Raw genomic sequence first — 22,179 nt, 5'->3', positions numbered from 1 at the left:
GGAGCCAGGGGAGGAGGACCGGATGGCAGATCGAGGCAAACGAACCGTGCGTGACCTGCGGCGCGGCAACCGGTCGGCGCTGTTGCGCCACCTGTATTTCGAAGGACCACTCAGTCGCCAGGAGTTGGGACGGGACTCCGGGCTGAGCGCGGGATCGATCAGCAACGTCGTCGGCGATCTGATCGCCGACGGGCTGGTCGAGGAGGCAGGTTCCGTCGACTCCGACGGCGGACGGCCGCGGATCCTGCTGAGGGTCGCCGCCGGTTACGGCTGCGTCGTGGGGGTGGACGTCGGCGAGACCCGCGTCCGGGTCGAGCTGTTCGACCTCGCCCTCACCGAACTCGCCGCCGCGGACCTGCCGCTGTCGGACAGCGGCCATGACGTCGACCACGTCGTACGGCTGATTCTCGACGGTCTGTCGGCCGTCGTCCGCGACGCGGGCATCTCCGAGAGCGATGTGCTCGGGGTGGGCGTCGGGGTCCCCGGCATCGTCGAGCAGGGTGACGGCGCCAACGGGCCGGGCGGATCCGCCGGTTCGGGCGGCTCCGGCGGCGGTTCGGGCGGCTCGGGGGTCGACCTCGGCGGCGGTGAGGGCATCGTCGTGCACGGCCAGACCATCGGCTGGAACGCGGTCCCGTTCGGCCGTCTGCTGCGGGCCGGCACCGACCTGCCGCTCTACATCGACAACGGCGCGAAGACGCTCGGCCAGGCCGAGATGTGGTTCGGTGCAGGACGCGGCGCGAGCAGCGCCGTCATCGCGCTGCTCGGCTCGGGCGTCGGCGCCTGCGTGGTCGCCGACGGCAAGCCGTACCGGGGGGCCACCAGCAGCGCGGGGGAGTGGGGGCACACCACGCTCCAGGTGGGCGGCCGGCTCTGCCGCTGCGGCGCCCGCGGCTGCCTGGAGGCCTACGTCGGCGCCGAGGCGCTGCTGGAGCGCTGGGGCAGGGCCCCGGAGGGGCAGAGCGAGGAAGTGGGCCTCACGGCCCTGCTGGCCGCCGCCGACGAGGACCCGTCCGCGGCCGCGCTGCTGGCGGAGACCGCCGAGTACCTGGGCGCGGGCATCGCCGACCTGATCAACCTCTTCAACCCCGAGCGCATCGTGATCGGCGGCTGGGCCGGGCTCATGATCGGCCCCCGGCTGCTGCCGGCCGTCCGCGAGGCGGCGGTGGCCTACGCGCTGCACCACCCGTGCGCCCAGACCTCCATCGAGATGGGACGGCTCGGACCCGACGCGGTCACGGTCGGCGCGGCCACCCTGCCGCTCGCCAGACTGCTCGACTCCGGCGGCGCGCCCTGGAACCGGAACCCAACCGTCCGGGAGGCCCGCCTGGAGGTACGTTGACGAAGCGGGAGCAATCGGACGCTCCCGCCTCGTCGCACCTCGTCCCGCCAAGGAGCCCCGCTGTGACCCTGCAGCAGCAGATCGTCGGCACTGCCATGCAGATGACCGTATGCACCCTTCAGCCAGGTCAGACGGTGTACTGCGAGGCGGGGAAGTTCCTGTTCAAGACGTCGAACGTCACCATGGAGACCCGGCTGTCGGGCCCCGGCGGCGTCCAGCCGGGCGGCCTGCCGGGGGCCCCTCAGCCGGGCGGCGGCGCGGCCGGCGGCATGAGCGGCATGCTGCGCCAGGCGATGGGCACCGCCATGCAGGCGGGACAGCGGGCGCTCGCGGGCGAGAGCCTCGCCTTCCAGTACTTCTCCGCGTCCGGCGGCGAGGGCACCGTCGGCTTCGCCGGTGTGCTGCCCGGCGAGATGCGGGCCCTGGAGCTGGACGGGTCACGGGCCTGGTTCGCCGAGAAGGACGCCTTCGTGGCCGCCGAGTCGACCGTCCACTTCGGTATCGCCTTCCAGGGCGGACGGACCGGCCGCAGCGGCGGCGAGGGCTTCATCCTGGAGAAGTTCACCGGGCACGGCACGGTGATCATCGCGGGCGCGGGGAACTTCATCGACCTGAACCCCGCGGACTTCGGCGGCCGGATCGAGGTCGACACCGGCTGCATCGTGGCCTTCGAGGAAGGCATCGAGTACGGGGTGCAGCGGATCGGCGGCCTCGACCGGCAGGGGCTGATGAACGCGGTCTTCGGCGGTGAGGGGCTGTCGCTGGCCACCCTGGAGGGCGACGGCCGCGTCATCCTGCAGTCGATGACGATCGAGGGTCTGGCCAACGCGCTGAAGAAGGCCCAGGGCGGTGACAAGCAGGGTCCGACGGGCGGGCTGTTCTCCACCCACCAGGGCTGAGCGGCCGGTCACTCGGGCCGACCGCGCCGGGGCGGCGCCGGTGTGTTCACAACTCCGCCGCGACCGGTTAACTCCTGGAAAACAGTGTGTCATTGGGATTGACGGGGCCAGGTCTACGCGCGTCATGGTGGTGCCATGAGAACCCCACGTCTCACTCGTATCGGCGCGCTCGCCGTCCTCGCGGGCGCCCTCCTCGTCGGCGGCCCGGCGGTCGCCGCCTCGCCCGCCGCCCTCGCCCCCACCTCCGCCGCCGTCGGCTCGTCCGCCACGGTGACGGTCGATGCGGTGGGCAGCATCTGCTACTCGGCGCTGCCGTCGCAGGCCCACCACACCCTCGACCTCATCGACGAGGGCGGGCCGTTCCCGTACTCGCAGGACGGCGTCGTGTTCCGGAACCAGGAACAGCTGCTGCCCAGTCACACCAGCGGCTACTACCACGAGTACACCGTCGTCACCCCCGGGTCGCCGACCCGTGGTGCCCGCCGGATCATCACCGGCCAGGCGGTCGACGAGGACTACTACACCGCCGACCACTACGCGTCGTTCAAGCTGGTCAACTTCAGCTGCTGAGCACCCGTCCGAGCACCTTTCCGAGCACCTTTCCGGGCACCGGTCCCAGCGCCTGCTGAGCAGCCGCTGAGCCCCCTGCCCACCGCCTTCCGACCCCAGTGCGCGGGGCGTGCGCCGGACTTTCCTCCGGCGCCCGCCCCGCGCTTTCGCGTGTTACGGACCGGACACATCCCCGCGAACCGCGGGCCCCGGTGTCAGAGGCACCCGATAGCGTTCCAGGGAGACGATGATCCGCCCCCGTTCCACAGCACCGAGGAAGGACGGCGATCCGCCGTGTATCGCTGGGAGATCACCCGGGCCGCGCTGGCCCAGCGGGTTTTCGCCATCGTCCGCAGCGAGAGCTACGACCAGGCCGCCGCGGTGGCCGACACGTTGCTCTCGGCCGGGCTGACCACACTGGAGATCTCGCTCACCACGCCCTTCGCGCTCGAGGCGGTGACCACCCTCGTCCGTGAGGTCGGCGATGACGCGATCATCGGCGCGGGCACCGTACTGGACGCCACCTCCGCCCGGATGGCCGTCGACGCCGGAGCCCGCTTCCTGGTGTCGCCGAGTCTGGACGAGGGCGTCATCCGGACCGGTCACCGCTACGGCGTGCCGGTCTTCCCCGGCGTGGCGACGCCCACCGAGATGGTCCGCGCCATGGAACTCGGCGCGGACGCGCTCAAGCTCTTCCCCGCGTCCGGCTACGCCCCCGGCTGGATCAAGGACGTGCGCGCCGCGCTGCCGCAGGCTGCCCTGCTGCCCGCCGGCGGCATCACGGTCGACACCGCGCCGGACTGGATCGCCGCGGGCGCCGTCGCCTGCGGGATGGGACCTGAGCTCACCGAAGGAGACCGCGACACCGTCGCCAAGCGGCTGACGGAGCTGCTGGCCCGCCTGGCGGACGCCCGCTGACCCCCCTGGCCCGCTGACCCCCGCCCCCCGAACCGCTCGTCCCTGACCTCCTGCCCGCCGTACTCCTCCGTGAGGGGGAGGCGCGCTCCGCCGACGGCCGGTTACCGTGCGGAGCAAGGCAAACCGGCCTGACCAGGGGGAGGTTCCGGGCATGTCCGAGATCGTCGATCTGACCGTCTACGGCGAGGAGTTCACCGCCGACCCGTACCCGATCTACGCCAAGCTGCGGGAACAGGGCCCGGTCCACCGGGTCCGCACCGTCGACAACGGCGACCTGTGGCTCGTCGTCGGCCATGAGGCGGTGCGTTCGGCGCTCGCCGACCCCCGCTTCAGCAAGAGCTGGCGCAGCCTGGACCCGCTCGCCGAACCGGGCGCCATCAGCGCCAACATGCTGGAGGCCGACGCACCGCAGCACACCCGGCTCCGCAAGCTCGTGGCCAAGGAGTTCACCGCCCGCCGCGTCGAGTCACTGCGGCCCCGGGTCCAGCAGATCACCGATGAACTGCTGGACGAGATGCTGCCGCTGGGCCGCGCCGACCTCGTGGACGCGCTCGCCTTCCCGCTCCCGATGACCGTCATCTGCGAACTGCTCGGCGTCCCGTCGCTGGACCGCGAGGCGTTCCGGCACTGGTCCAACGTGATCGTCGGGCAGGCCGGCGCCGAGGCGGAGAACGCCGCGGTGGAGGCCATGGGCGCCTACCTGGTGGAGCTCATCGAGGACAAACGGTGCAGCGCCCCCGCCGACGACCTGATGAGCGCCCTGATCCGCACCCGGCACGAGGACGGCGACCAGCTGTCGGCCGAGGAACTCGTCGGAATGGCCTTCCTGCTCCTGGTCGCCGGACACGAGACGACCGTCAACCTGATCTCCAACGGGGTGCTGGCGCTGCTCCGGCACCCCGGCCAGCTCGCCGAGCTGCGCGCCGACCCCTCGCTGCTGGACGGCGCCATCGAGGAGATGCTGCGCTACGACGGGCCCGTCGAGACCTCCACCTGGCGGTTCACCACCCAGCCCGTCGACATCGGCGGCACGGTCATCCCGAGCGGTGAGCCGGTCCTGGTGGCGCTGGCCTCCGCGGACCGCGACCCGGAACGTTTCGAGGAGCCCGACACCTTCGACATCCACCGCTCCGCCCAGGGCCATCTGGCGTTCGGCCACGGGATCCACTACTGCCTCGGCGCCCCGCTGGCCCGTATCGAGGGCCGGACCGCGATCCGCACCCTGCTGGAACGCTGCCCGGACCTCGCGCTCGACGCGGACCCCGCCACCCTGACCTGGCGCCGCGGCATGCTGATCCGCGGTGTCCACCGGCTGCCGGTCCGCTACTAGGGCCTGACCGCGGCGAGCCGCCGCCTGGTGGACACCGGTCCGCCACGCGGCGGGCGCGGACCTAGAATCGGTCCCGATCAAGGCATCAGCAGCGCCGCTGACGCGCGTCCGAGCCGTATCGGGAGGCCCAGAAGTGTCCGTTGTCGCCGTGCCGGGTTCGAAGTCGGTCACCGCCAGAGCGCTGTTCCTGGCAGCCGCCGCCGAGGGCACCACCACTCTTCGCCGGCCACTGCTCTCCGACGACACGGACGGATTCGCCGAGGGGCTGACGAAGCTGGGCTACGCGGTCGAGCGGGAACCGGACCGGTGGCGGATCGAGGGCCGGCCCGCCGGCCCGGCCGTCGGGCAGGCGGACGTGTACTGCCGTGACGCGGCCACCGCCGCCCGTTTCCTGCCCGCGCTCGCCGCCGCCGGACACGGCACGTACCGCTTCGACGCCTCCGCCCAGATGCGCCGCCGCCCGGTCGCCCCGCTCACCGACGCCCTGCGGCGGCTCGGCGTCGACCTGCGGCACGAGGAGGCGGAGGGCCATCTGCCGCTCACCGTCACCGCGCGCGGCATCAAGGGCGGTGACCTCGAACTCGACGCGAGCCTGTCGTCCCAGTTCCTCACCGCGATGCTGCTGGTCGCCCCGCTCACGGCCGAGGGCCTGCGGATCCGCGTCACCGGGCTCGTCTCCGCCCCGTACGTCGAGATCACCCTGGCGATGATGCGGAGCTTCGGCGTCGAGGTGCTCCGGGAGGGCGACACCCTCACCGTCCCGCCCGGCGGCTACCGCGCCACCGACTACGACATCGAGCCCGACGCCTCCACCGCCAGCTACTTCTTCGCCGCCGCCGCGCTGTCCGGCGCCTCCGCCACCGTCCCCGGCCTGGGCGCGGACGCCCTCCAGGGCGATCTGCGCTTCGTCGACATCCTGCGGCGGATGGGCGCGGAGGTGCAGACCGGAGCGGACGCCACCACCGTCACCGGCACCGGGCGGCTGTCCGGGGTCACTGTCAACATGCGCGACATCTCCGACACCATGCCGACCCTCGCCGCCATCGCGCCGTTCGCCGACGGCCCGGTGCGGATCGAGGACGTCTACAACACCCGCGTCAAGGAGTGCGACCGGCTGGACGCGTGCGCGGAGAACCTCCGCCGGCAGGGCATCCGGGTCGAGACCGGACGCGACTGGATCGAGATCCACCCCGGCACGCCCGTCGCCACCGAGATCGCCTGCCGCGGCGACCACCGCATCGCCATGAGCTTCGCCGTCGCCGGCCTGCGCACCCCGGGCGTTACGTTCGACGACCCGGGATGCGTGAAGAAGACCTTCCCCGAGTTCCACGAGGCGTTCGCGGCGCAGCGCCGCGCCTGGGGCGTCTGAGCCCTCGTCCGGGACGAGGGCTCAGTCAGGACCCGCGCAGGACCCGCGGCTCAACGCGCGCTGTACTCGGTCAGCGCCAGCCGCAGCGTCTCGCGCATGAGTTTCACGCCGACGGCGATGCACTCCTCGTCGACGTCGAACCGGCCGCTGTGCAGGTCGTAGGCGGTCGCCCGGCCGCGGGGCCGGACCCCGAGCCGGGCCAGGCCGCCGGGCACGGATTCCAGGTACCAGGCGAAGTCCTCGCCGCCGAGGCTCTGCGGGGTCTCGTAGCGCGCACCGGGTTCGAGCGCCGACGTGACGGCCGCGTCGAACACCCGCATCGCGTCGGGGTCGTTGGTGACCGCGGGAGCGACCTGGTTGAAGTCGGCGTTGAAGGTCACCCCGTACGGGGAGACGATCGCGGTGGCCAGTCGCTCGAACAGTTCCGGAACCGCCGCCCATGCCTCGCGGCTCAGCGACCGCACCGTCCCCAGGGACGTGACGCGCTCCGGCCGGCCGTCGGGTCCCGGCACGCTGTTCACCGTCCCGAACACCGCCGAGGCCACCATGGCGGCGCCGGGGGGCAGCGCGTTCTGCAGGGCGGTCGGCAGGTCGGTGATGAGCTTGGCCATCACCATCACCAGGTCCGCGGGATGGGATCCGGGCGCGGTGCCGGCCGGCGGCTGGGTGATCTGGATGTCGAAGGCGGTCAGGCTGGAGGTGATCGGCCCGGTGCGGATCCCGACCCGGCCCACCTCGCCCGCGGGATCGCAGTGCAGGGCGTAGATGACCGCGACGTCCTTGAGCACCCCGGCCGCGATGGCGTCGTGGGCGCCGCTGGGTACGGCCTCCTCGGCGGGCTGGAAGATGAACCGGGCCCGCCCCTCGATCGTTTCGGGCGCCTGGGCGAGCTCCAGCGCCACCCCGAGCATGATCGTGGTGTGCACGTCGTGCCCGCAGGCGTGACAGGTCCCGGGCCGGGTGGACCGGTACGGAACCTCCTTCTCGTCCGCGACGGGCAGCGCGTCGATGTCGGCGCGCAGCGCCACGAGCGGGCCGCGGCCGTCACCGATGTCGCAGTACAGGCCGGTGCCGCCGGGAAAGACCTGCGGCGCGAGACCGGCGGCCGTGAGCTGCTCGGCGATGAAGGCGGTGGTGCCGAACTCCTTGCGCGCCGTTTCCGGGTGCGCGTGGATGTGGCGGCGGATCTGCACCAGGCGGTCGAACCTGTCGGGATTCATGACTATCCAGTTCCAGCGGTGAAGGAGTCTTCCAGCGGTGACGGGGGTCGTAGCGCGGACGGCCGCTGCTCGACGGCGTCATCGTATGCGAGCCGGCCGGGCCGCCGGGTGTGGTGCACCCACCCGGCAACTCCCCTGTGCGAAAGGTCCGTTGGGCCGCCGGATGGCTGTGGGGGCCGTGCGGGGGCCGGTGCGCCGGGTGAATCGGCCGGCGGATATCCCGCGAAGGTGTGACCGTCCATCCGTCAGTTCGATTCTTCCGGTGCGGCCGGCTGGACCGGGAGCCGGTCGAGGACGACGCCGAAGGAGTCGCGGTAGACGGCGAGCAGTTCGTCCCGCGCCACCTCCCGTTCCTGCCGCTCCTCGCCCTCCGTGGTGATGAGGGAGGTGCCGCTGAGGGTGAGCCGGCCGGTCGGGGTGAGCAGCGAGCAGACCAGCGACCGGGTGAAGTGCGACGCGGGGGAGGTGCGCTGCCACCAGCAGGTCGGTTCGAAGTCGGCGAGTTCGCGGGGGCGTTGCTCCAGCCGGTACTCGGGTACGCCGTCCTTGAGGATGTCGAGGTCGCCGCCCGGCGCGTCGACGACACGGAAGACACCGCTGGGGTCCGGCTGGTCCTCGCGGCGGTCCAGCCGGATCGGGTGCTGGGTGAACCGGCCGAAGCCGACGTCCACCAGCCAGGGGCCGGCGGCCTCGACGCGCAGCGCCAGATGGTCGAAGGGCGGCCCGGGGACGCCGTCCTTGCCGAAGACCCGGGCGGCGAACAGGCTCACCGGGTAGCCGAGCTCCGTCAGCAGCGCACCGAACAGACCGTTGAGTTCGTAGCAGAAACCGCCTCGCCGGGCCCCGACGACCTTGGCGAGGAGCGCCTCCTGCGTCAGCACGATCTCCTCGCCGAGGTGGATCGAGAGGTTCTCGAACGGCACGGCGAGGAGATGGCGAAACTGCAGTTCGCGCAGTGCGGCGGCGTCGGGGACCGCGGGGCGCTCGGCCCCGATGCGCGAGAGGTAGGCGTCGGCCCGTGAAGCGTCCATGACGCAGTTATGCCTCAGTGCTCCGCCGAGCGCCAAACGGAACCCGGACGGCCGGTCACAGGTGGTGCCGCTGGCCGCGCTTCGCCCGCTCGTACTCCGCGCGCGCCCGGCGGGCCGGCGGCCGGTCGGAGACCTCGGCGACGGCCACGTCCCACCAGGCGCCGGAGGCCGGTTCGCCGCCCGTGCCCGGCCCGGTCTCGACGTACACGGCCGTCGCGCGGTCCGAGGCGCGGGCCGTGGCCAGCGCCTCGCGCAGCTCCTTGACGGTGCGGGCGGTCAGTACGTCCAGGCCGAGGCTGGCGGCGTTGGCGGCCAGGTCGACGGGGAGCGGATCGCCGGTGAACGTGCCGTCCGGGGCCCGGAACCGGTAGGCGGTGCCGTAGCGCTCGGCGCCGACCGCGTCCGACAGTCCGCCGATGGAGGCGTAGCCGTGGTTCTGCACGATCACGAGGTTGATGTTGACGCCCTCCTGGACCGCGGTGACGATCTCGGTGGGCAGCATCAGATACGTGCCGTCCCCGACGAGGGCGAACACCTCGCGGTCGGGTGCGGCGAGCTTCACCCCGATCGCGGCGGGGATCTCGTAGCCCATGCAGGAGTAGCCGTATTCGACGTGGTACTGCTTCGGGTCCCGGGACCGCCAGAACTTGTGCAGGTCGCCGGGGAGCGAGCCGGCCGCGTTGATGACCACGTCGCGGTCCTGGAGCACCTCCTCCAGGGCGCCCAGCACCTGGGTCTGCGAGGGGAGGCTGTCGCCCGCGTCGCCGCCCGGCCGGAAGACGGCGTCGGTGGCGCGCTGCCACTCCGCGACGCCCCGGTCGTGCCGGGACAGGTCCGCCCGGTGGCCGGCGAGAGCGGCGGTGAGCGCCTCGATCCCGGACCGGGCGTCGGCGACCAGGGCGGTGCCCGCCATCTTGTGCGCGTCGAACGCGGTGATGTTGAGGTTGACGAAGCGTACGTCCGGGTGGGCGAACAGCGAGTTCGACGCGGTGGTGAAGTCCGTCCAGCGGGTGCCGATGCCGAGGACGACATCGGCTTCCCGGGCGGCCGCGTTGGCCGGCGCGGTGCCGGTGTGGCCGATCCCGCCGAGCGCCTGCGGGTGGTCGAAGCGCAGCGCGCCCTTCCCCGCCTGCGTCTCGGCCACCGGGATCCCGGTGGCGGCGGCGAACTCGCGCAGCGCGTCGGTGGCCTCGGAGCCGATCACACCGCCGCCCGCCACGATCAGCGGGCGTTCGGCGGAGCGCAGCAGCTCCGCGGCCTCCTGCAGCGCCGCCGCGTCGGGCTGCGGACGGCGTACGTGCCAGATCCGCTGCTCGAACAGCTCGGCCGGCCAGTCGTACGCCTCGGCCTGGACGTCCTGGGGCAGCGCCAGGGTGACCGCCCCGGTGTCCACCGGATCGGTCAGGACCCGCATCGCCTGCAGCAGGGAGGGTGCGAGCATCTCCGGGCGCCAGATCCGGTCGAAGTAGCGGGAGACCGGCCGCAGCGTGTCGTTGACGGACATGTCGTACGCCCACGGCACCTCCAGCTGCTGCAGCACCGGATCGGCGGGGCGGGTCGCGAACACGTCGCCCGGCAGCAGCAGCACCGGCACGCGGTTGATGGTGGCCAGTGCCGCGCCGGTGACGAGGTTGGTGGCGCCGGGCCCGATGGAGGTGGTGCAGGCCATCGTGGACAGCCGGTTGTTCATCCGGGCGAAGCCGACCGAGGCGTGCACCATCGCCTGCTCGTTGCGGCCCTGGTAGTACGGCATGACGTCGTGGCCGGTCTGCAGCAGGGCCTGGCCGACCCCGGCGACGTTGCCGTGGCCGAAGATGCCCCAGGTCCCGGCGATCAGCCGGCGGCGTACGCCGTCCCGCTCGGTGTGCTGGACGGTGAGGAAGCGGACGAGGGCCTGGGCGACGGTGAGCCTGACGGTGGTCGTCATGGGCGCGGTTCCTCCAGTGATGCGGTCTCCACATGCGCGGTGTACAGCGGCAGTCGCGGGTCCACGGACTGTGCGGCCCAGCTGCCGCGCACCCAGGCGTGCGCGGGGTCGTCACAGATCAGCCAGGCCCGGTCGGCGCCGGGCCCGGCCATCACGTTCAGGTAGTACATGTCGTAGCCGGGGACGGCCATGCTCGGGCCGTGCCAGCCGTCGGGGATCAGTACGGCGTCGCCGCCGCGCACTTCGGCGAGCACGTCGGTCCGCCCGGCGCCGGAGGGGTAGACCCGCTGGTAGCCCATCGCCTCCGGACCGCCCGCCAGCTCGAAGTAGTAGATCTCCTCCAGCTCGGACTCCGTGGCGCTCGCCTCGTCGTGCTTGTGCGGCGGGAAGGACGACCAGTTGCCGCCGGGCGTGAGCACCTCGACCGCGATGAGCCGGTCGCACGCGAAGACCCCGGCCGCCGCGAAGTTGTTGACCTGACGGCTCGCGCCGCCCGCGCCGCGCAGCTCCACCGGCACGCCGGAGGCGGGCCCGTAACGGGCCGCGAGCCGCCGCTCGCAGCGGGCCCCGGTGAGCGCGAAGCGGCCGCCGGCCCGGCTGGTGAGCACCGTGCGCGCGTCCCGCGGCACATACGCGAAGTCGCTGACGCCGCTGAACACATCGCGCCTGCCGCGCAGTTCGAAGACCTCGTCGTCGACGGCGACCGAGCAGCCGCCCGCCAGCGGCAGCACGATCCACTCGCTGTCACCGCTGTCCAGGGTGCGCGCTTCGCCGGGCGCCAGCGTCAGCACCCGCAGCGAGCTGTAGCCCCACCCGGCGCCCGCCGGGTCCACCCACAGGTCGTAGCCGTCGCGGGCGGCGCTCGCGGCCGGCACGTGCCCGGCCAGCCGCGCGGGGCCGCCGCCCGGCGTCATCGGGCGCTCTCCGGCGCGGACGGGCTGCGGTCGACCAGCGACACGGCGGTGTCGACGGCCGCCGCCACGTCGCCGTCGTCCGGGAACAGCATCGTGCGGCCGAGGATCAGACCGCGCACCTGCGGTATCCGCAGCGCCTTCTGCCAGGCCGCGTACCGCTCGTCCGGTCCGCCGGTGCCCTCGCCGCCGAGCAGCAGGGTGGGCAGGGTCGTCGAGGCCATCATGCGTTCCATCTCGTCGACGACCGGGACCTTCAGCCAGGTGTACGCGGACGTGCTGCCCAGGCCCTGGGCGATGTTGTTGACGTAGATCTGCGCGTCGGGCTCCAGGATGTTGACGACCCGCCCGGCCACCCGGTGGGTGCGGAACGGTTCGACGAGCGCCAGCAGCCGGCGCGCGGCGAGCGTGTGCACGGCGTGCGAGCAGCCGGCCAGCGTGTCGGCCGTGCCGGGGTCCTCCGGGTCGATGCGCAGCAGCACCTTGCCGCCGTCCAGGCCGGCCGCGGCGATACCGGGCGCGTCGTAGCCGGTGAAACGGTCGTCGAGCTCGAAGGAGGCGCCGGGCAGCCCGCCGCGGTTCATCGACCCCAGGACGAGCTTGCCGTCGAGGGCGCCGAGCAGCATCAGGTCCTCGACGAGGTCGGCGGTGCCGAGGAAGCCGTCCACCCCGGGGCGCGCCAGCGCCTCGACGCAGCGCGCCAGCAGCTCGTGCCGGTCGCCCATCGCCGTCGGGTCGCCGCCCGCCGCGACCGCGCCGCGCGCCGGGTGGTCGGCGGCCAGCACGAACAGCGGGCTGGCCAGCCGGGCCGAATCGAAGGGCGTGCGCTGCGCGCAGGCCAGCCGGATCGCGTCCGGCGCGGAGGCCCGCAGCCGGGTGATCTCGTCGACCGAGGACGCGAGCGGCGCGGGGCGCCGGGCGGCCGCGAGCGCCTGGGTCCCGGGAACGGGGGCGCAGGGCCGGACGGGGCGGGAGTTCGCGGTCATACGGGGGACCTCTTCGTTTCGGCATCGATGGCCGTGGGGGCCGCTCGCCGCGCCTGTCGCGCGAGCAGCTCCTCCACCTCGGAGAGGGTCGGCATGGCGTCGGCGCACGCGTGCCGCGAGGCGACCAGCGCGCCCGCCGCGTTGGCGGTGCTGATCACACGGGACAGCGGCCGGCCGGCCAGCAGGCCGGCGCACAGGGCGCCGCCGAAGGCGTCACCGGCGCCGAGGCCGTTGACCACCTCGACCGGCACCGGCGGGAAGGAGACGCTCTCGGCGGCGGTGCGGGCCAGCACCCCGTCCGGTCCCTGTTTGATGACGGCGAGGCGCACCCCGCGGTCCAGCAGCAGTTCCGCGGCCCGGTCCGGATCGCCGGTGCCCACCGCGACCTGCGCTTCCTCGCGGTTGCCGACCGCGACCGTCGCGTAGCGCAGGGCCCGTGCGTACAGCTCCGGCGCCTCGGCCGGATCGGCCCAGAAGCCGGGCCGCCAGTCGAGGTCGAAGTACACCTCGCGGCCCGCCCGTTCCTCGAGCGCCGCGAAGAGGGTGGAGCGGGTCGGTTCGACGGCGAGCGCCGAGCCGGTGATCCACAGCACCCGCGCGTCGCGGATCGCAGCGCGGTCCAGCAGCGCCGGCTCCAGGCACTGATCCGGGGCGACGGGCCGCCGGTAGAAGTAGAGCGGGAAGTCGTCGGGCGGGAAGATCTCGCAGAACACGACGGGGGTCTGCAGTCCCGGCACCGTCGTCACCAGTGCGTCGTCCACCCCGAAGCCGCGCAGCGCGCCGCGGACGTACCCGCCGAACGGATCGTCCCCGACGCCGGTGAGGACGGCGGTCCGCAGCCCGTAACGCGCCGCGGCCACCGCGACGTTGGTCGCGGTGCCGCCGAGGTACTTGGCGAAGGTGCGGACGTCGGCGAGGCCGACGCCGGTCTGCTCGGGGTACAGGTCAACGCCCACCCGGCCGACGGTGATCACGTCGTACGGAGCCCCCGACGCGTCCGGGGCGGTCACAGCGCGGCCAGCCAGTCCAGCGAGGCCCGTACGTCGTCGACGGGGCCGGCGCCGGGCGGCGGTTCCGCGGTGAGCACGGCGTCCTGCTCCATGACGTACCAGCCCTGGTACCCCGCGCCCTCCAGCGTGCCGATGAGGGCGGCCACGTCGATGTCGCCCTGGCCCAGCGGCTGGTAGAGGTCGCGGTCCACCGCCTCGGTGTAGCTCGTGCGCCCCTCGCGCACGGCCGCGGCGGCGCCCTCGTCCACGTCCTTGAGGTGGACGTGCACCACCCGGCCGGCCGCCCGGCGGGCGAGCGCCACCGGGTCGGTGCCGCCGACGAGCAGATGCCCGGTGTCCAGGCACAGCCCGGTCCAGCTGCCTTCCAGCACCCGGTCCACGTCGTCGGGGGTCTCGACCATGGTGCCGACGTGCGGATGCAGCGCGGCGGTGATCCCGGCGGCCGCGGCGAGGGCCGCGATCCGGTCGAGGTTGGCCAGCAGGGTCTTCCAGCCGAGCGCGTCCAGCTCGGGGCGGGCGTCGTAGCCGTCCTGGCCGGTCGCGGCGGCGAGCACCAGGGTCCCGGCGCCCGCCGCGGTGAAGGCGTCCAGCGCGGTGCGCACCGCCGGCAGCGGGTCGGTCGCCGGATCGTGCAGCACGACCGGGACGAAGCCGCCGACGGCCGTCATCCCGCGCGCCGCCAGCAGCGGGCCCGGCAGAAAGCCGTCGGGTCCGAACTCGGTCGCGGTCAGCCCGAGCGCCGCCATCTCGCCCAGTACCCGTTCGGGCGTCAACTGGTGTCCCCAGCCCGGCACTTCGCACACGCCCCAGGAGATCGGCGCCGCGGCCACCCGGTCCAGCCTCATGCGCTGACCTCCGCGGTGCGTGCCGTGGTGCCGGCGAGCAGTTCGGCGCGGGCCGCGATCTCGGCGACCGCGACCGGCCGCCGCTCGCGCCGCGACACCTCGCACGCCTCGGCGACGAGCAGGGCGCGCAGCGCCTCGCGTCCCGGGCAGGGGTTGGCGCTCTCGCCGCGGGCCACCCGGACGAAGGTGTCCAGCTCGGCGCGGTAGGCGGGGGCGAAGCGCTCCAGGAAGCCGGGCCACGGAGCGGGGACGCTGCTCGCGGCGCCGGGCTCGACGGAGGTGACGGGGGTGCGGGCGTCCACACCGACGGCGATCTGGTCGTCGGTGCCGGCCAGTTCCATCCGTACGTCGTAGCCGGCGCCGTTGTAGCGGGTCGCGGTGGCGGTGGCGAGCACTCCGCCCTCCAGGGTGAGCAGGGTCGCCGCGGTGTCGGCGTCGCCCGCGGCGCGGAAGAAGTCCGCACCGCCGTTGGCGCCGGCCGCGTACACCTCCAGGATCTCGCGGCCGGTGACCCAGCGCAGGATGTCGAAGTCGTGGATCAGGCAGTCGCGGTACAGGCCGCCGGAGAGCGGGATGTAGTCGGCGGGCGGCGGGGCCGGGTCGGAGGTGACGGCCCGCACGGTGTGCAGCCGTCCGAGCCGGCCGGACCGTACGGCCTCGCGTGCCGCCAGGTATCCGGCGTCGAAGCGCCGCTGGAAGCCCATCTGCAGCGTCGTGCCGGCCGCCTCGACCGAGCGCAGCGCGGCCACGGTGCCGGCCAGGTCCAGGGCGATCGGCTTCTCGCAGAAGACCGGCAGGCCCGCCCGTGCGGCCCGTTCGATGAGGGTGGCGTGCGCCGCGGTGGCGGAGGCGATCACCACCGCGTCGACCCCGGAACTGAAGACGGCGTCCACCGAGTCCGCGGCGGTGGCGCCGGTCCGGGCGGCGACCTCGGCGGCCCGGCCGGGGTCGGCGTCCGCGACGAGCAGTTCACCGACGTCCGGATGTGCCCGTAGCGCTACGGCGTGGAAGGCCCCGATCCGACCGGCCCCGAGAAGTCCCATTCGCATACCTGGCCCTGCCCCTTCCAGGAAGGTGATCTTCCGGAGGCCGCCGCCGAAACGGACTCGGCACCTCCGGCTGATACGGCTTGCGTGCCCTGCGGGACCAACCTCCCGCGAGCCGTCACCGCCTGTCAATAGTTTGTCCGGACATACGGACTTCCCGTCATGGCAACCTGCCGATACGCTCCCATCGTGCCCAGTCCCGACCCCGCTCCGCTCCGTCTCAGCGTCGACCGCTCGAGCCCGGTCCCGCTGTACTTCCAGCTTGCCCAGCAACTGGAGAGCGCCATCGAGACCGGTGGGCTGGCCCCCGGCAGCCTGCTGGGGAACGAGATCGAGCTGGCCGGCCGGCTCGGCCTGTCCCGGCCCACCGTGCGCCAGGCGATCCAGTCCCTCGTCGACAAGGGACTGATGGTGCGCCGCCGCGGGGTCGGCACCCAGGTGGTGCACAGCCAGGTCAAGCGCCCGCTGGAGCTGAGCAGCCTCTACGACGACCTGCTCGCCGCGGGCCAGCGTCCCGCCACCCGGGTGCTGCGCAACTCCGTCGCGCCCGCCTCCCCGCAGGCCGCGGCCGCGCTCGGGGTGCCGGAGGGCAGCGAGGTTGTGGTGGTGGAGCGGCTGCGGCTGGCCCACGGCGAGCCCATGGCACACCTGACCAACCACCTGCCGCCCGATCTGCTGCCGCTGAGCACCGCCGACCTGGAGGCCACCGGCCTGTACCGGCTGATGCGCGGCGCGGGCATCACCCTGCACAGCGCCCAGCAGACGGTCGGCGCGCGGGCCGCGACCGCCGAGGAGGGCCGGCTGCTGGCCGAGCCGGAGGGCGCTCCGCTGCTGACGATGCAACGCACCACGTACGACGCCAAGGGGCGGGCGGTGGAGTTCGGATCGCACATCTACCGGGCTTCGCGCTACGCGTTCGAGTTCCGGCTGCTGGTCCGTACCTAGCCGAGAACGTAAGAATGTCTGTACAAAGTCTTGACGCTGCACCCCGGCCCCGATTAGAAACCACCCCGTGCCGTACACCGGACCGGACCCGGGCGGCCGGAGGAAAAGGCGGACCCACGATGGCACGCAGGCGTACGGCTCTGTCCGCGGCGGCACTCGCCCTGGCGATATCGCTCGCCGCCGCCGGATGCAGCAGCTCCGGGGGCAAGAAGACCGAGGAGAAGGACGCCACGGGCGCGGTGAACGGGGCGGGCACCCCGCAACTCACCATCGCCATGGTCACCCATTCGGGTGAGGGCGACACGTTCTGGGACATCGTCCAGAAGGGCGCGAAGCAGGCCGCGGCGAAGGACAACGTGAAGTTCCTCTACTCCAACAACAAGGAGGGGAACGAGCAGGCCCAGCTCGTCCAGACCGCGATCGACCAGAAGGTCGACGGCATCATCGTGACGCTGGCCAAGCCCGACGCGCTCAAGGCGGTGCTGCAGAAGGCCGTCCAGGCCGGCATCCCCGTCATCAGCATCAACTCCGGCTCGCAGTTCTCCGCCGCCTACGGCGCGCTGAGCCACATCGGCCAGGACGAGGCGGTGGCCGGCGAGGCGGTCGGCGACGAGATGACCAAGCGGGGCCTGAAGAAGGCGCTCTGCGTCATCCACGAGCAGGGAAACGTTTCTCTTGAACAGCGCTGCGACGGCGCCGCGAAGACCTTCAAGGGCTCGATGCAGAAGCTCTACGTCACCGGCACGAACATGCCCGACGTGCTCTCCTCCGTCACCTCCAAGCTCCAGGCGGACAAGTCCATCGACGCCATCCTGACCCTGGGCGCGCCCTTCGCCGCCACCTCCGTGCAGGCCGTCCAGCAGACCAAGGCCAAGGTCGAGGTCGACACCTTCGACCTCAACGCGGCCGTGGTCAAGCAGCTCAAGAGCAAGGAGGTCGGCTTCGCCGTCGACCAGCAGCCCTACCTCCAGGGCTACCTCGCGGTGGACGAGCTGTGGCTCTACAAGACCAACGGCGACGTCATCGGCGGCGGCCGACCGGTGCTGACCGGCCCCGCCCTCGTCACCGACAAGGACGTGCCGCAGCTGGAGAAGTACACCCAGCGCGGTACCCGATGACAGCGGCCACGTTCCCCTTGACAGATACTTGGGCCGCCGGGGCTGATCATCGAGCCCCCGGCGGCACCGGGATCCGCAGGGAAGGGCAAGGCTTCGTGGCGATGGCTAAGACGGGGACGCGCGCGATCGGCGCACTGCTGGCGGCGGTGCTCGGAGCTTCGCTGGCGGGGTGCAGCAGCACCGGCGGCAAGCGCGCCGAGGAACGTGCCGCGCAGTCCGCGGGCGGCGGCTCGGGCGTCGACACGCCCAAATGGACGGTGGCCATGGTCACCCACTCGGGCGCCGGCGACACCTTCTGGGACATCGTCCAGAACGGCGCCAAGCAGGCCGCCCGCAAGGACAACATCAAGTTCGTCTACTCCAGCAGCAACCAGGCGAACGAGCAGGCGCAGCTCGTCCAGGCCGCCATCGACCAGCACGTCGACGGCCTGGTGGTCACCCTCGCCAAGCCCGACGCGATGAAGGACGTCGTCGCCAAGGCGGTGAAGGCCGGCATCCCCGTCATCACCATCAACTCCGGCTCCGACCAGTCCAAGGCCTTCGGGGCGATCGGCCACATCGGCCAGGACGAGAAGATCGCCGGCCAGGCCGTCGGCGACGAGCTGGACAAGCGCGGGAAGAAGCACGCCATCTGCGTGCTGCACGAGCAGGGCAACGTCGGCCACGAGGAGCGCTGCGCCGGGGCGAAGGAGACCTTCGCCGGGACGATGGACAACCTCTACGTCGACGGCACCAACATGCCCGACGTGCAGTCCACGATCCAGGCCAAGCTCCAGGCCGACAAGTCCATCGACGCGGTCGTCACCCTCGGCGCGCCGTTCGCGGCCACCGCCGTCAAGGCCAAGCAGCAGGCGTCGAGCCCCGCCGAGGTCGACACCTTCGACCTCAACGCGCAGGTCGCCACGGCGCTGGCCGCCGGCACGATTGGCTTCGCCGTCGACCAGCAGCCCTATCTGCAGGGCTACGAGGCCGTGGACCTGATCTGGCTCTACCGCTACAACGCCGACGTCCTGGGCGGCGGGAAGCCGGTGCTCACCGGCCCGCAGATCCTGACCCAGAAGGACGCCGCCGCGCTGGCGAAGTACACCGAACGGGGGACGCGATGACACCGGCCACCACACTGGAGAAGCCCGCAGGCCAGGACGGTCCCGACCCCGGCGGCAAGGTCGCGGACACCCGGCTGGTGCACCGCTCGCTGGCGCGCCGGCTGATGGGCCGCCCCGAGCTGGGCTCGGTCGTCGGCGCCGTGGCCGTCTTCATCTTCTTCTCGGTCGCCGCCGACTCGTTCCTGCAGTGGTCCAGCTTCGGGACCGTGCTGTACGCCGCCTCGACCATCGGCATCATGGCGGTGCCCGTCGCCCTGCTGATGATCGGCGGCGAGTTCGACCTGTCCGCCGGTGTGATGGTCACCAGCTCCGCGCTGGTCGCCTCGATGTTCAGCTACCAGATGACGGCGAACGTCTGGGCGGGCGTCGCGGTGTCGCTGCTGGTCATGCTGGCCATCGGCTTCTTCAACGGGTTCCTGCTGACCCGCACCAAGCTGCCCAGCTTCATCATCACCCTCGGCACGTTTCTGATGCTCACCGGGCTGAACCTGGGCTTCACCAAGCTCATCAGCGGCACGGTCAGCACCAAGTCCATCGCCGACATGGAGGGGTTCGACTCGGCGCGGGTGCTCTTCGCCTCGCACCTCACCATCGGTGACATCGATCTGAAGGTCACCATCCTGTGGTGGGCGGCCCTGGTCGCCGTCGCCACCTGGGTGCTGCTGCGCACCCGGGCCGGCAACTGGATCTTCGCCGCCGGCGGCGGCGCGGACGCCGCCCGCGCGGTCGGCGTCCCGGTGGCCCGCACCAAGATCGGCCTGTACATGGCGGTCGCGTTCTGCGCCTGGATCTCCGGCCAGCACCTGCTCTTCTCGTTCGACGTGGTGCAGTCGGGCGAGGGCGTCGGCAACGAGTTCCTCTACATCATCGCGGCCGTCATCGGCGGCTGTCTGATGACCGGCGGCTACGGGTCGGCGATCGGCTCCGCGGTCGGCGCGTTCATCTTCGGCATGACGAGCAAGGGCATCGTGTACGCCCAGTGGAATCCTGACTGGTTCAAGTTCTTCCTCGGGGCCATGCTGCTGCTGGCCACGCTGCTGAACGCATGGGTCCGCAAGCGGGCGGAGGCGACCGCATGAGCGCGCTGGTGAAGCTCACCGACGTGAGCAAGTACTACGGCAACATCAAGGCCCTGGAAGGGGTCTCCCTCGAAGTGCACGCCGGTGAGATCACCTGCGTCCTGGGGGACAACGGGGCGGGCAAGTCCACCCTCATCAAGATCATCTCGGGTCTGCACCAGCACGACGCGGGCACCTACGAGGTCGACGGCGAGCCGGTGCGGCACAGCTCGCCGCGCGAGGCCCTCGACCACGGCATCGCGACCGTCTACCAGGACCTCGCGGTGGTGCCGCTGATGCCGGTGTGGCGGAACTTCTTCCTCGGCTCCGAGCCCACCAAGGGCCGCGGACCGCTCCGCCGGCTCGATGTGCGGACGATGCGCGAGACCACCCGCGGCGAGCTGCTGCGGATGGGCATCGACCTGCGCGACGTGGACCAGCCCATCGGTACCCTGTCCGGCGGTGAACGGCAGTGTGTCGCCATCGCCCGCGCGGTCTACTTCGGCGCGAAGGTGCTGGTCCTCGACGAGCCGACGGCGGCGCTCGGCGTCAAGCAGTCCGGCGTCGTCCTCAAGTACGTCGCCGCGGCGCGCGATGCCGGACTCGGTGTGGTCCTGATCACCCACAACCCGCACCACGCGTTCCTCGTCGGCGACCGGTTCGTCCTGCTGAAGCGCGGCGCGATGGCCGGGAGCTATCCCAAAACGGGCATTACGCTGGAAGAGCTGACCCGCCAGATGGCGGGCGGCAGCGAGCTGGAGCAGCTCAGCCACGAGCTCGCCCGCGAGGGCTGACCCAGCCCGTGCTGCACGGGGGACGTCCCCGGTGCGGCACAATCGGCACGACAGCCACCGATCCGGAGACGACCCTTGCCAGCAGCGTCACGCAGCGACCGATCAGCATTCCAGCGCAAGGGCGCCGCCCGTGCGACGGTGCTGCAGACCGTCGGCCGCCGGGAGCGCCGCTCCCATCTGACGGCACCGAGGGTGCCGACGGTCGGCATCGACATCGGCGGCACCAAGGTGGCGGCCGGGGTCGTGGACCCGGACGGCAACATCCTGGAGCAGCTCAGGACCGAGACACCGGACCGGAGCAAGAGCCCCAAGGTCGTCGAGGACACCATCGTCGAGCTGGTGCTGGACCTGTCGGAGCGGCACGACGTGCACGCGGTCGGCATCGGCGCCGCCGGCTGGGTCGACGCCGACCGCTCCCGGGTGCTCTTCGCCCCCCACCTGTCCTGGCGCGACGAACCGCTGCGCGACCGGCTGGAGGAACGGCTGCTGGTCCCGGTCATGGTCGACAACGACGCCAACACCGCGGCCTGGGCCGAATGGCGCTTCGGCGCCGGCCGCGGCCAGGACGACCTCGTCATGATCACCCTCGGCACCGGCATCGGCGGCGCCATCCTGGAGGACGGCCACGTCAAGCGCGGCCGGTACGGCGTGGCCGGCGAGTTCGGCCATATGCAGGTCGTCCCCGGCGGCCACCGCTGCCCCTGCGGCAACCGCGGCTGCTGGGAGCAGTACAGCTCGGGCAACGCCCTGGTCCGCGAGGCCCGCGAGATGGCGGCCGCCGAGTCGCCCGTCGCGTACGGGATCATCGACCGGGTCGGCGGCAACATCGGCGACATCACCGGTCCGCTGATCACGCAGCTGGCCCGGGAGGGCGACGCCATGTGTGTCGAGCTGCTCCAGGACATCGGCCAGTGGCTCGGTGTCGGCATCGCCAACCTCGCCGCCGCGCTCGACCCGTCCTGCTTCGTCATCGGCGGTGGCGTCAGCGCCGCCGACGACCTGCTCATCGGTCCGGCCCGGGACGCCTTCCGCCGCAACCTCACCGGGCGCGGCTACCGTCCCGAGGCCCGCATCGTGCAGGCCGAGCTGGGCAACGAGGCCGGGCTGGTCGGCGCCGCCGACCTCGCCCGGCTGGTCGCCCGGCGGTTCCGCCGCGCCAACCGGCGCCGTGTCGAGCGCTACGAGCGCTTCGTCCGGGCGGCGGGCCGATGAGCGTCGACCGCCCGCACAGCAGACCGCTGCGCCAGGTACCCCGCTGGGTCCAGTGGACCGTCGTCCCGCTGCTGATCCTGGTACCCGTCGGCTATGTGATCGTCTCCGCGGAACAGAGCCGCAACAGCGGCCAGGACAAGGCGGAGTCGGCGGCCGCCAAACACCTGACGTGGGACTGGCCCACCCAGGTGCAGCGCCGGATATACCAGGTACCGGTCCCGCTGGACTGGACCCGCAACATCGCCTACATGGAGACGAACGACTGGAGCACGAGCGTGCTCTACGTCCAGTTCACGTCCACCGCGGGCGGCCTCGACACCTTCCTCGCGCAGCTGGGCACCAGCCGCTCCGCGCTGAAGCCGGGCGACGTCACGATCACCCCCGACCAGGCGAAGGTGCCCGGCTGGCTCTTCCGGCCGGCCCACGACTGGGCCGGAGTGTCGACCACCCAGCACGGTGACAAGCCGGACCACGACATCACCGTCGACCTCAGCGATCCGGACCACCCCGTCGTGTACATCGTCTCCACGATCAACTTCTGACGGGGGCGGGCAGGGGCACTG

The 22,179-nt window shown here is 72.4% G+C and carries 21 protein-coding genes; 13 read left to right on the top strand and 8 right to left on the bottom strand.

Going from position 1 to position 22,179, the window contains the following annotated elements; translation table 11 throughout:
* Positions 1–22: 22 nt before the first annotated feature.
* The 6 genes from LNW73_RS06145 (at position 23) to aroA (ending at position 6,407) form a co-directional block, all read left to right on the top strand.
* Positions 23–1,342: an ROK family transcriptional regulator gene (locus LNW73_RS06145; protein ID WP_250989234.1), complete on the top strand. Its 1,320-nt coding sequence runs from the start codon at positions 23–25 to the stop codon at positions 1,340–1,342.
* Between the two features lie 62 nt (positions 1,343–1,404).
* Entirely contained in the window at positions 1,405–2,241 is an 837-nt protein-coding gene (locus LNW73_RS06140) for an AIM24 family protein (protein WP_250978327.1), read from the top strand.
* A 135-nt stretch (positions 2,242–2,376) separates the two neighbouring features.
* The gene (locus tag LNW73_RS06135; protein ID WP_250989233.1) at positions 2,377–2,811 is read left to right on the top strand and encodes a ribonuclease domain-containing protein; all 435 of its coding nucleotides are present in this window, start codon (positions 2,377–2,379) and stop codon (positions 2,809–2,811) included.
* Positions 2,812–3,084: 273 nt separating this feature from the next.
* Positions 3,085–3,708, top strand: a complete 624-nt coding sequence (locus LNW73_RS06130) for a bifunctional 4-hydroxy-2-oxoglutarate aldolase/2-dehydro-3-deoxy-phosphogluconate aldolase (protein WP_250978329.1) — start codon at positions 3,085–3,087, stop codon at positions 3,706–3,708.
* 151 nt (positions 3,709–3,859) lie between these two features.
* On the top strand, positions 3,860–5,038 hold the full coding sequence (locus LNW73_RS06125; protein WP_250989232.1) for a cytochrome P450 family protein: 1,179 nt from the start codon (positions 3,860–3,862) through the stop codon (positions 5,036–5,038).
* 133 nt (positions 5,039–5,171) lie between these two features.
* A complete protein-coding gene (aroA, locus tag LNW73_RS06120) occupies positions 5,172–6,407 on the top strand; it encodes a 3-phosphoshikimate 1-carboxyvinyltransferase (protein ID WP_250989231.1) in 1,236 nt (411 codons plus the stop codon).
* 50 nt (positions 6,408–6,457) lie between these two features.
* Here the strand turns inward: aroA and LNW73_RS06115 are convergent, their stop codons facing one another.
* The 8 genes from LNW73_RS06115 to LNW73_RS06080 form a co-directional block, all read right to left on the bottom strand.
* On the bottom strand, positions 6,458–7,627 hold the full coding sequence (locus LNW73_RS06115; protein ID WP_250978332.1) for an amidohydrolase: 1,170 nt from the start codon (positions 7,625–7,627) through the stop codon (positions 6,458–6,460).
* Between the two features lie 245 nt (positions 7,628–7,872).
* Positions 7,873–8,658 carry an arylamine N-acetyltransferase family protein gene (locus LNW73_RS06110; protein WP_250989230.1) on the bottom strand — a complete coding sequence of 262 codons (786 nt, stop codon included), beginning with the start codon at positions 8,656–8,658 and terminating at the stop codon, positions 7,873–7,875.
* A 55-nt stretch (positions 8,659–8,713) separates the two neighbouring features.
* Positions 8,714–10,585, bottom strand: coding sequence for a 3D-(3,5/4)-trihydroxycyclohexane-1,2-dione acylhydrolase (decyclizing) (gene iolD / locus LNW73_RS06105; RefSeq protein ID WP_250989229.1), 1,872 nt, complete (start codon positions 10,583–10,585; stop codon positions 8,714–8,716).
* Complete coding sequence (iolB, locus tag LNW73_RS06100; protein ID WP_250989228.1) at positions 10,582–11,499, bottom strand: 5-deoxy-glucuronate isomerase; 918 nt, start codon at positions 11,497–11,499, stop codon at positions 10,582–10,584. The genes iolD and iolB overlap by 4 nt, the downstream gene beginning before the upstream one ends.
* Entirely contained in the window at positions 11,496–12,482 is a 987-nt protein-coding gene (locus LNW73_RS06095) for a Cgl0159 family (beta/alpha)8-fold protein (protein ID WP_250989227.1), read from the bottom strand. The genes iolB and LNW73_RS06095 overlap by 4 nt, the downstream gene beginning before the upstream one ends.
* Complete coding sequence (iolC, locus tag LNW73_RS06090) at positions 12,479–13,492, bottom strand: 5-dehydro-2-deoxygluconokinase (protein ID WP_308407641.1); 1,014 nt, start codon at positions 13,490–13,492, stop codon at positions 12,479–12,481. The genes LNW73_RS06095 and iolC overlap by 4 nt, the downstream gene beginning before the upstream one ends.
* Positions 13,489–14,337 carry a TIM barrel protein gene (locus LNW73_RS06085; RefSeq protein ID WP_250989225.1) on the bottom strand — a complete coding sequence of 283 codons (849 nt, stop codon included), beginning with the start codon at positions 14,335–14,337 and terminating at the stop codon, positions 13,489–13,491. Before LNW73_RS06085 ends, iolC begins: the two co-directional genes overlap by 4 nt.
* On the bottom strand, positions 14,334–15,386 hold the full coding sequence (locus tag LNW73_RS06080) for a Gfo/Idh/MocA family protein (RefSeq protein ID WP_250989224.1): 1,053 nt from the start codon (positions 15,384–15,386) through the stop codon (positions 14,334–14,336). The genes LNW73_RS06085 and LNW73_RS06080 overlap by 4 nt, the downstream gene beginning before the upstream one ends.
* 159 nt (positions 15,387–15,545) lie before the next feature.
* On the opposite strand from LNW73_RS06080, the gene LNW73_RS06075 reads away from it, so the two are divergent.
* The 7 genes from LNW73_RS06075 (at position 15,546) to LNW73_RS06045 (ending at position 22,158) form a co-directional block, all read left to right on the top strand.
* The gene (locus tag LNW73_RS06075) at positions 15,546–16,328 is read left to right on the top strand and encodes a GntR family transcriptional regulator (RefSeq protein ID WP_374117360.1); all 783 of its coding nucleotides are present in this window, start codon (positions 15,546–15,548) and stop codon (positions 16,326–16,328) included.
* A 119-nt stretch (positions 16,329–16,447) separates the two neighbouring features.
* Positions 16,448–17,446, top strand: a complete 999-nt coding sequence (locus LNW73_RS06070; RefSeq protein WP_250978341.1) for a sugar ABC transporter substrate-binding protein — start codon at positions 16,448–16,450, stop codon at positions 17,444–17,446.
* A gap of 95 nt (positions 17,447–17,541) precedes the next feature.
* The gene (locus LNW73_RS06065; RefSeq protein WP_441349474.1) at positions 17,542–18,552 is read left to right on the top strand and encodes a sugar ABC transporter substrate-binding protein; all 1,011 of its coding nucleotides are present in this window, start codon (positions 17,542–17,544) and stop codon (positions 18,550–18,552) included.
* 104 nt (positions 18,553–18,656) lie between these two features.
* Positions 18,657–19,631 (top strand): ABC transporter permease, encoded by a 975-nt coding sequence (locus tag LNW73_RS06060; RefSeq protein WP_250992818.1) that lies wholly within the window; start codon positions 18,657–18,659, stop codon positions 19,629–19,631.
* The gene (locus LNW73_RS06055) at positions 19,628–20,404 is read left to right on the top strand and encodes an ATP-binding cassette domain-containing protein (RefSeq protein ID WP_250978343.1); all 777 of its coding nucleotides are present in this window, start codon (positions 19,628–19,630) and stop codon (positions 20,402–20,404) included. Before LNW73_RS06060 ends, LNW73_RS06055 begins: the two co-directional genes overlap by 4 nt.
* A gap of 75 nt (positions 20,405–20,479) precedes the next feature.
* Positions 20,480–21,616, top strand: a complete 1,137-nt coding sequence (locus LNW73_RS06050; RefSeq protein WP_250978344.1) for an ROK family glucokinase — start codon at positions 20,480–20,482, stop codon at positions 21,614–21,616.
* Positions 21,613–22,158, top strand: a complete 546-nt coding sequence (locus LNW73_RS06045; RefSeq protein WP_250978345.1) for a hypothetical protein — start codon at positions 21,613–21,615, stop codon at positions 22,156–22,158. The genes LNW73_RS06050 and LNW73_RS06045 overlap by 4 nt, the downstream gene beginning before the upstream one ends.
* Positions 22,159–22,179 lie beyond the last annotated feature (21 nt).

Origin of the sequence: Streptomyces sp. RKAG337, from assembly GCF_023701715.1 — a bacterium.
Lineage (GTDB): Bacteria > Actinomycetota > Actinomycetes > Streptomycetales > Streptomycetaceae > Actinacidiphila.
Note: the sequence above shows the minus strand (reverse complement) of the source record. Positions and strands in the feature narration are given on the sequence as shown.

What these genes read in the sequence shown, in the direction of transcription:
- LNW73_RS06045 (WP_250978345.1), top strand. Translation starts at nt 21,613, where the DNA reads ATGAGCGTCGACCGCCCGCACAGCAGACCGCTGCGCCAGGTACCCCGC.
- LNW73_RS06080 (WP_250989224.1), bottom strand. Translation starts at nt 15,386, where the DNA reads ATGCGAATGGGACTTCTCGGGGCCGGTCGGATCGGGGCCTTCCACGCC.
- LNW73_RS06115 (WP_250978332.1), bottom strand. Translation starts at nt 7,627, where the DNA reads ATGAATCCCGACAGGTTCGACCGCCTGGTGCAGATCCGCCGCCACATC.
- LNW73_RS06070 (WP_250978341.1), top strand. Translation starts at nt 16,448, where the DNA reads ATGGCACGCAGGCGTACGGCTCTGTCCGCGGCGGCACTCGCCCTGGCG.
- LNW73_RS06135 (WP_250989233.1), top strand. Translation starts at nt 2,377, where the DNA reads ATGAGAACCCCACGTCTCACTCGTATCGGCGCGCTCGCCGTCCTCGCG.
- LNW73_RS06055 (WP_250978343.1), top strand. Translation starts at nt 19,628, where the DNA reads ATGAGCGCGCTGGTGAAGCTCACCGACGTGAGCAAGTACTACGGCAAC.
- iolD (WP_250989229.1), bottom strand. Translation starts at nt 10,585, where the DNA reads ATGACGACCACCGTCAGGCTCACCGTCGCCCAGGCCCTCGTCCGCTTC.
- LNW73_RS06085 (WP_250989225.1), bottom strand. Translation starts at nt 14,337, where the DNA reads ATGAGGCTGGACCGGGTGGCCGCGGCGCCGATCTCCTGGGGCGTGTGC.
- LNW73_RS06145 (WP_250989234.1), top strand. Translation starts at nt 23, where the DNA reads ATGGCAGATCGAGGCAAACGAACCGTGCGTGACCTGCGGCGCGGCAAC.
- LNW73_RS06075 (WP_374117360.1), top strand. Translation starts at nt 15,546, where the DNA reads ATGGCAACCTGCCGATACGCTCCCATCGTGCCCAGTCCCGACCCCGCT.
- iolB (WP_250989228.1), bottom strand. Translation starts at nt 11,499, where the DNA reads ATGACGCCGGGCGGCGGCCCCGCGCGGCTGGCCGGGCACGTGCCGGCC.
- LNW73_RS06110 (WP_250989230.1), bottom strand. Translation starts at nt 8,658, where the DNA reads ATGGACGCTTCACGGGCCGACGCCTACCTCTCGCGCATCGGGGCCGAG.
- LNW73_RS06125 (WP_250989232.1), top strand. Translation starts at nt 3,860, where the DNA reads ATGTCCGAGATCGTCGATCTGACCGTCTACGGCGAGGAGTTCACCGCC.
- LNW73_RS06095 (WP_250989227.1), bottom strand. Translation starts at nt 12,482, where the DNA reads ATGACCGCGAACTCCCGCCCCGTCCGGCCCTGCGCCCCCGTTCCCGGG.
- LNW73_RS06060 (WP_250992818.1), top strand. Translation starts at nt 18,657, where the DNA reads ATGGGCCGCCCCGAGCTGGGCTCGGTCGTCGGCGCCGTGGCCGTCTTC.